Genomic DNA, 5,958 nt, shown 5'->3' with positions numbered 1-5,958 from the left:
ATTTCCCTTTTGGGCATTAAATAATGATTTAAAGTGGTGACTTCCACGTTCGCCGTTCATCGCATTCATAAGTTATATGACCTTCTAGGTCCAGGTGGGTACCCTCGCGTCGCTCTTAGTCTTCCGATTTACGGCCTGACTGCAAACGATTGTCGATAGGTTCCCTAGTAATTAGGAGTAAGGAAAAGAACGAATGAAACTTCTCGAACGATGCAGAAGTCGAATGATACAACTAATTGAATTCTGGATTTGGTCAAGTTGCGTTCTAATCCTGCAAGGATTGGGATTTCAGGGAATATCTTAACAAAGTCTGCGTGCGTGAATAAAGCACATCACAACCCAAGTGAGTCGATCCACCGAGCATCCCCAACTCATTTTGAATCGCCGAATCGATCAAATTGACATCTCGCAAGAGCAAATATTTATCAGAATAATCATCCAATATACCAGATTCATAAATTTCTTCGGACTCTGACATTCTTTCGATGGCCACTAATTTGCCTCGATATTTTTCGAGAATTGGTTCCCATGCATTGGGCACCATCCCGGTTAAATTCGACTGCATTTCATGGAATCGGCTATCAGAACCTTTTGCTTTTCCCAACCTCGTTTCTTTACTTACTGTCCCAATGATTGCCTTGAGAGCCTGCCCGAAAGAATCTCTTAACATATTGTAAGAGTTTAAGGTAAATCTTTTTAATCGTACTCTCAGGGGAGGGTTTAAAAGCATCTGCCTCTCTTTTTTCCACTCCAGGCCCGCCCGTGTGTCGGGATCGGGAGCTTGTCGGATCAATAAGCTAATTTCTGCCACTTCTTTTGAAGGAATAATTCGCGAATGTACAAAACCGCAGGGGATTTGGTTCTCCTCCGGGCTGGATATTTCCAGTCCCTGTGCAAAAACTTCCAATTTACCACATATCCAATCCTTCGTACCGATGGGCAAAAGGACTTGATTGCCGTCAAATCTTTTCAGGCAATGATCGCAAGATCTTCTCTTAATTAAGGCACCAACTAGAGCAGAAAGAAAAAGTAAGAAAAGCGGCAACCAAAAGGCCAAAGTATTCATAACCAAAATTTAATATCCCAAAGTAGATCCACTCCTATTCGAACTTGCAATAAGAACATTACCTTGTTTGCATATATCTACCTTACCCTTTCTGCCCATGACCTCCCCTTTCCCCAATCGTCTATTCTTCCTTTCTTGGTTATTTCTTTTAGCCTTTAGTTGTTCAGATGATAAATCCGGACCCGAGGAAGCTGCATCCCTTCCCCCCACTGTCGAAAAGAAACCCGAGCTTGCGGCTCTACCCACCAAACCTTTGCCAGTGGTTTACATCGAGGAACTCGATCAGTATCAGGAATATTTTAAGGAACAACACGAGACAAGTTTCAGTCATGTTTCTAAAAAGAACTGGTCAAGTTACACCGCAGGAAAAGATGGGATACTCACAAAAGTTCTTCTTTTTGGAAAACCAAACTATATGATCTCCGAACATTATGGCTCGAGCATGAGTGGATTTATCCGGGCAGATAATCCAGACTCTGGTCCGAAATACGGAGAATGGAGCCTAACCAGAGATGATATTATTAATCAATTAGCCGTGCAGGGATTAACCGAGACAAATCAAGGTTGGATCACTCTGCAAATGAGAGGAGAAATTCCTCAGCAAAAAGGCAAACTATATTTTATTGTTTGTGATCAAATCGGCAACAAACGTTCATGGTTTGGTGCCTTTGCATTTGCCGAAGGAAACACCTACAAAAAGGGTAGGTTTTGGTTGCACCCTGAACACGACCTTGTCTTTCGCACCTATGTGGGAAAGACTGCAGACCAGTTGGAAAAAGAACAAAAGGGAGAGCCTTTGTTTGATTCAGGCAGTGCAACTCTTGTGCCGACCAATGATGTTCCGGAGGCACCAAAGCCCATGATTGAACTGAGTAAGAACTTTCAACCTGCCCCACCATCTCTTCTCCAAGAAAAAATTAGCGAACAAAAGACTTCCATCAAAGAAGAAACTCTTTACCAACCGGCTACCCAAGCACCTGAACAGGAACAACCCATCACAGATGCTCCCAGCGGAGAAAACGTGGATCAGAGTATCGAAGAACCCAATATATTAGATTCCTCGGAAATAGAATCTGAGCCTATTCCTGCCGAAACAAGTGAACCGGTTGAGAATAAGGAAGTTCCTAAAGGGAGTTTATTCGAGCGTTTTTTCAAAAACAAAACGGAATAATCTATTTACCTGTAATGTAGGTAATGGTACCAGGGGGCGGACTTGAACCGCCGACCTTCGGGTTATGAGTCCGACGCTCTAACCGCCTGAGCTACCCTGGCAAGAAAGAGGCAAACTATGAACTTCACTTAAGCCTCCGTCAACGCAAACAAATGATTCGTTAAAATTTTCGTTTTGAGCTTTACCCGCTTATCGATTGGTTAAAAGTTGATAATTAAACTTTTTATTTTGAAAACTGATAAATCAACCATTCTGATTATTGATGATGATGCGGAGATCCGCTACTCTTTAGACCGTGTACTTTCTCCGGACGGACACCACATTCTAACGGCTGATTCTGGCGAACACGGAGTAGAAGTTGCAGAAAAGGAAAACCCTCAACTCATCTTCCTCGATAATCGGATGGAGGGAATGTCAGGCATCGAAACGCTCCAACATTTACGCACTGCAGCTCCAACATCACTGGTTATACTAATGACTGCATACGGAACCACTCAGACCGCCATCCAAGCGATGAAGCACGGTGCTTTTGATTATGTACTTAAGCCATTTGACCTTTCTAAACTCAAGGACATGGTGGCGAAAGCTCTCAAGGCAAATGCAGACTCGGGCAGTGCAGAGAGTGTAGAAAAGCGTCTTTTAAATAAAGAGGATTTAGAGGAAGGCATCGTGGGTAGTGGCGAAAAGATGCAGCAAGTCCTGAAAAAAATTGGCCAAGTTGCTGCTTCAGAGGCCACCGTAATGGTAACAGGTGAAAGCGGAACCGGTAAGGAACTGGTTGCCCGTTGTATCCATCGTTACAGCCATCGTTCAGATGCCCCCTTTCATGCAGTAAACTGTGGTGCCATTCCGGAAAACCTCATAGAAAGTGAACTTTTTGGGCATGAGAAAGGGGCATTTACTGGTGCGACCGATGCTAAGGCTGGACAATTCGAAGTTTGCCACGGAGGAACCTTATTTTTGGACGAAATTGGAGATATGGGACTGCCCACCCAAACCAAAATCCTCAGAGCTATCCAAGAAGGAGAAATTCAAAGAGTCGGTAGTACAAAGGTCAAAAAAGTCGATGTCCGCCTAATTGCAGCAACCCATAAAAACCTCGAATCCATGGTTAAGGATAAATCCTTCCGTGAAGATTTGTACTACCGGTTAAATGTTGTTCGTATTGAAACTCCCCCTCTGCGCGACCGCATGGAAGATCTTCCCGAACTTGTCAATTTCATGCTCGCACGCTTGGACAAAAAGTTTTCCACCGGTACCAAGGAGATTTCCACCGAAGCAATGGAAATTCTCAAATCCTGCAAATGGCCGGGCAATGTGAGGGAATTGGAAAATGTGCTTCACTCGGCATCAGTGGTATCCAAAGGCAAAAGGATTTTAGCAAAGGATCTTCCCGAAAATATTTCTTCTGTATCCAATTCCCCCAACCTCTCAAAACCTTTGCAAGCCAGTCATCCTCCGTCACCTGACCACACAGATGATACAGTTCCTCGGGAAGTAACAGTCGGTATACCCCCACATGATAAATCCCTGTTTGGCCAAACCGCCCAAAGTGTAGAACCGGTTTCTCATCCAAATCAAAACGGTAATACCCAGCCTCCTTCATCCATATCCCTAGAAGAAAGTTTTAATATTTCCTATTCTCACCTTAGGGCAAAGAGTGATAAGAATTTACTCGAGAGTATGGAAAAAGAAATTATTCAACGAGCCTTGCAGGAATGTGGTGGCAATCAGGTAAAAGCATCTGCCTTACTTGGCATTACCAGGGCAACTCTGCGCAAGCGGATAGACAGCTACGAAATACGATATTAAAAATTTGCCTCTTTGGTAGCTTGCCAAATTTCGTTGCATGCTTCATTAATTTGACGACTGATTTTTAACAAATGAATCAACTTCCCAGAATAGTTCTCACCGGAATCGGACTAACTTGTCCGCTTGGTAATGATTTGCCCACCTACCGGGAGGCTCTTCTGGCTGGCAAGAGTGGGGTTTCTTTATTTCCTGTTCGCAACATGGGCGAACAACCAGCAGGGGTATGTGATTTTGACCAAAAAAAATATCAAAAACGTAAAGAAATCCGTGTAGGTACAAGGGCGGGAAGCATCGCAATCTATTGTGCCAATGAAGCCATCGCCCATGCTGATCTGGATCTCGAAAAAGTAGACCCTTCAAGAATCGGAATCTACCTCGGAATCACCGAGCACGGAAACGTCGAGACAGAAACTGAGGTTTGCCAATTATTTGATCATTACGATGAAGATATCAAGTATTGGACCCATCATCACAATCCTCGCACGGTTGCCAATAACCCTGCTGGGGAGATTACGGTTAACCTCGGTCTGACTGGTCCGCACTACACGATCGGAGCAGCCTGTGCTGCAGGAAATGCGGGTATTATCCAGGGAGTCCAACAATTGCGCCTAGGGGAGTGTGACTTTGCCCTGGCTGGCGGAGTTAGTGAAAGTATCCGTGCATACGGTATCTTTGCTGGCTTTAAAAGCCAAGGAGCTCTTGCCTCTCACGAAGACCCAACTCGGGCAAGCCGTCCATTTGATAAGGGGCGTAATGGAATCGTGGTTAGCGAGGGTGGATGTATTTATGTCTTGGAACGCTTAGATGACGCAGTCCAGAGAGGCGCAAACATCATCGCTGAGGTTGCAGGCTACCGGATCAATTCCGATGGCACCGATTATGTACTGCCCAATCCTGTAAGGCAGGAGGAGTGCATGAGGCAGGCCTTGAGTAATGCTAATATGCAACCGGAAGACATCGATTTAGTAAGCACCCATGCCACCTCAACTCCTCAAGGGGATGAGCAGGAATGCAAAGCAATTCGCAATCTTTTTGGAGAAAGTATTGGTACAAAGGTCAATAATACGAAAAGTTTTATCGGTCACTCTATGGGAGCGGCAGGAGCTATTGAACTAGCGGGTAACATTCCCTCACTTGAGGACGGAATGGTTCATGCCACCTTAAATGTTGATGAGATTGACCCAACTTGTGCCCTTCCAGGCTTAGTAACTGGTCAGGCAATTAAAAAAGAGGGTGGAGTTAAGGTAATTCTCAACAATTCTTTTGGTATGCTTGGAATCAATTCAGTTCTTATCTTGAAAAAGTTTGAAGCGTAGGGTATGATTACTTTCTTGCTCTGATGGATAAAGATAAAGTCAAACAAATCGTACTCGACATAATTGCGGAAATTGCTCCGGATGAAGACCTTAACGACGTCAAGTCTGACATTCGGCTGAGAGATCAGCTTGATCTAGATTCAATGGATTTTCTAGACATTGTCATGGAACTTCGCAAGCAACATGGTATTGATGTACCCGAACCAGAGTATCGTGAACTCGAGTCTCTGGATAGTTGTGCCAATTACTTGCTTCCCAAGTTCGAAGCGGGCGCCGCGGCCTGATTGAGTGGGGTCGGTTTCCCTGCCCCACCCTTCTTTGTCTCCTGCCAAATCCATAAGTTCGCAGATTACCTCAACTGAGGTTGTGGTCATTGGTGCCGGGTTAGCTGGTCTGGCCGCTGCAGTTCGTTTAGCTATGTTTGGCAAAAAAGTTATTCTGCTCGAAAAACATTATGTAGTCGGAGGCTTGAACAGTTTTTATGCCCGCAAGGGCAGGAAGTTTGATGTTGGGCTACATGCCCTCACCAATTACCCCTCGCCTTCTTCGGGAAAATCTTCTCCTTTGCTTAAGCTTTGCCGACAATTACGCAT

The 5,958-nt window shown here is 44.7% G+C and carries 6 protein-coding genes, 1 tRNA gene and 1 other RNA gene; 5 read left to right on the top strand and 3 right to left on the bottom strand.

The window, feature by feature from the left end; genetic code table 11:
* Nucleotides 1–36 precede the first annotated feature (36 nt).
* A non-coding RNA gene (gene ssrS, locus ACKPQ4_RS08870) (6S RNA) lies at nucleotides 37–222 on the bottom strand.
* Between the two features lie 43 nt (nucleotides 223–265).
* Nucleotides 266–1,066, bottom strand: coding sequence for a hypothetical protein (locus ACKPQ4_RS08865; RefSeq protein WP_407680826.1), 801 nt, complete (start codon nucleotides 1,064–1,066; stop codon nucleotides 266–268).
* 97 nt (nucleotides 1,067–1,163) lie between these two features.
* Between ACKPQ4_RS08865 and ACKPQ4_RS08860 the strand changes: the two genes are divergently transcribed.
* Complete coding sequence (locus tag ACKPQ4_RS08860; RefSeq protein WP_407680825.1) at nucleotides 1,164–2,237, top strand: hypothetical protein; 1,074 nt, start codon at nucleotides 1,164–1,166, stop codon at nucleotides 2,235–2,237.
* 24 nt (nucleotides 2,238–2,261) lie between these two features.
* Here ACKPQ4_RS08860 and ACKPQ4_RS08855 read toward each other — a convergent pair.
* Nucleotides 2,262–2,338, bottom strand: a tRNA-Met gene (locus ACKPQ4_RS08855).
* Between the two features lie 124 nt (nucleotides 2,339–2,462).
* Between ACKPQ4_RS08855 and ACKPQ4_RS08850 the strand changes: the two genes are divergently transcribed.
* The 4 genes from ACKPQ4_RS08850 to ACKPQ4_RS08835 all read left to right on the top strand — a co-directional run.
* Nucleotides 2,463–4,049, top strand: a complete 1,587-nt coding sequence (locus tag ACKPQ4_RS08850; RefSeq protein ID WP_456151857.1) for a sigma 54-interacting transcriptional regulator — start codon at nucleotides 2,463–2,465, stop codon at nucleotides 4,047–4,049.
* Between the two features lie 71 nt (nucleotides 4,050–4,120).
* Entirely contained in the window at nucleotides 4,121–5,365 is a 1,245-nt protein-coding gene (locus tag ACKPQ4_RS08845) for a beta-ketoacyl-[acyl-carrier-protein] synthase family protein (RefSeq protein ID WP_407680823.1), read from the top strand.
* Between the two features lie 23 nt (nucleotides 5,366–5,388).
* Nucleotides 5,389–5,649, top strand: coding sequence for an acyl carrier protein (locus ACKPQ4_RS08840; protein ID WP_407680822.1), 261 nt, complete (start codon nucleotides 5,389–5,391; stop codon nucleotides 5,647–5,649).
* A 34-nt stretch (nucleotides 5,650–5,683) separates the two neighbouring features.
* Nucleotides 5,684–5,958, top strand: a 275-nt coding sequence (locus tag ACKPQ4_RS08835) for an FAD-dependent oxidoreductase (protein ID WP_407680821.1), incomplete at its 3' end; no start/stop codon positions are given.

Origin of the sequence: Candidatus Chordibacter forsetii (assembly GCF_964187505.1) — a bacterium.
In the GTDB taxonomy this organism is placed as follows: domain Bacteria; phylum Verrucomicrobiota; class Verrucomicrobiia; order Opitutales; family Seribacteraceae; genus Chordibacter; species Chordibacter forsetii.
The sequence above is the reverse complement of the archived record's forward strand: the minus strand, read 5'-3'. Positions and strand labels throughout refer to the sequence as shown.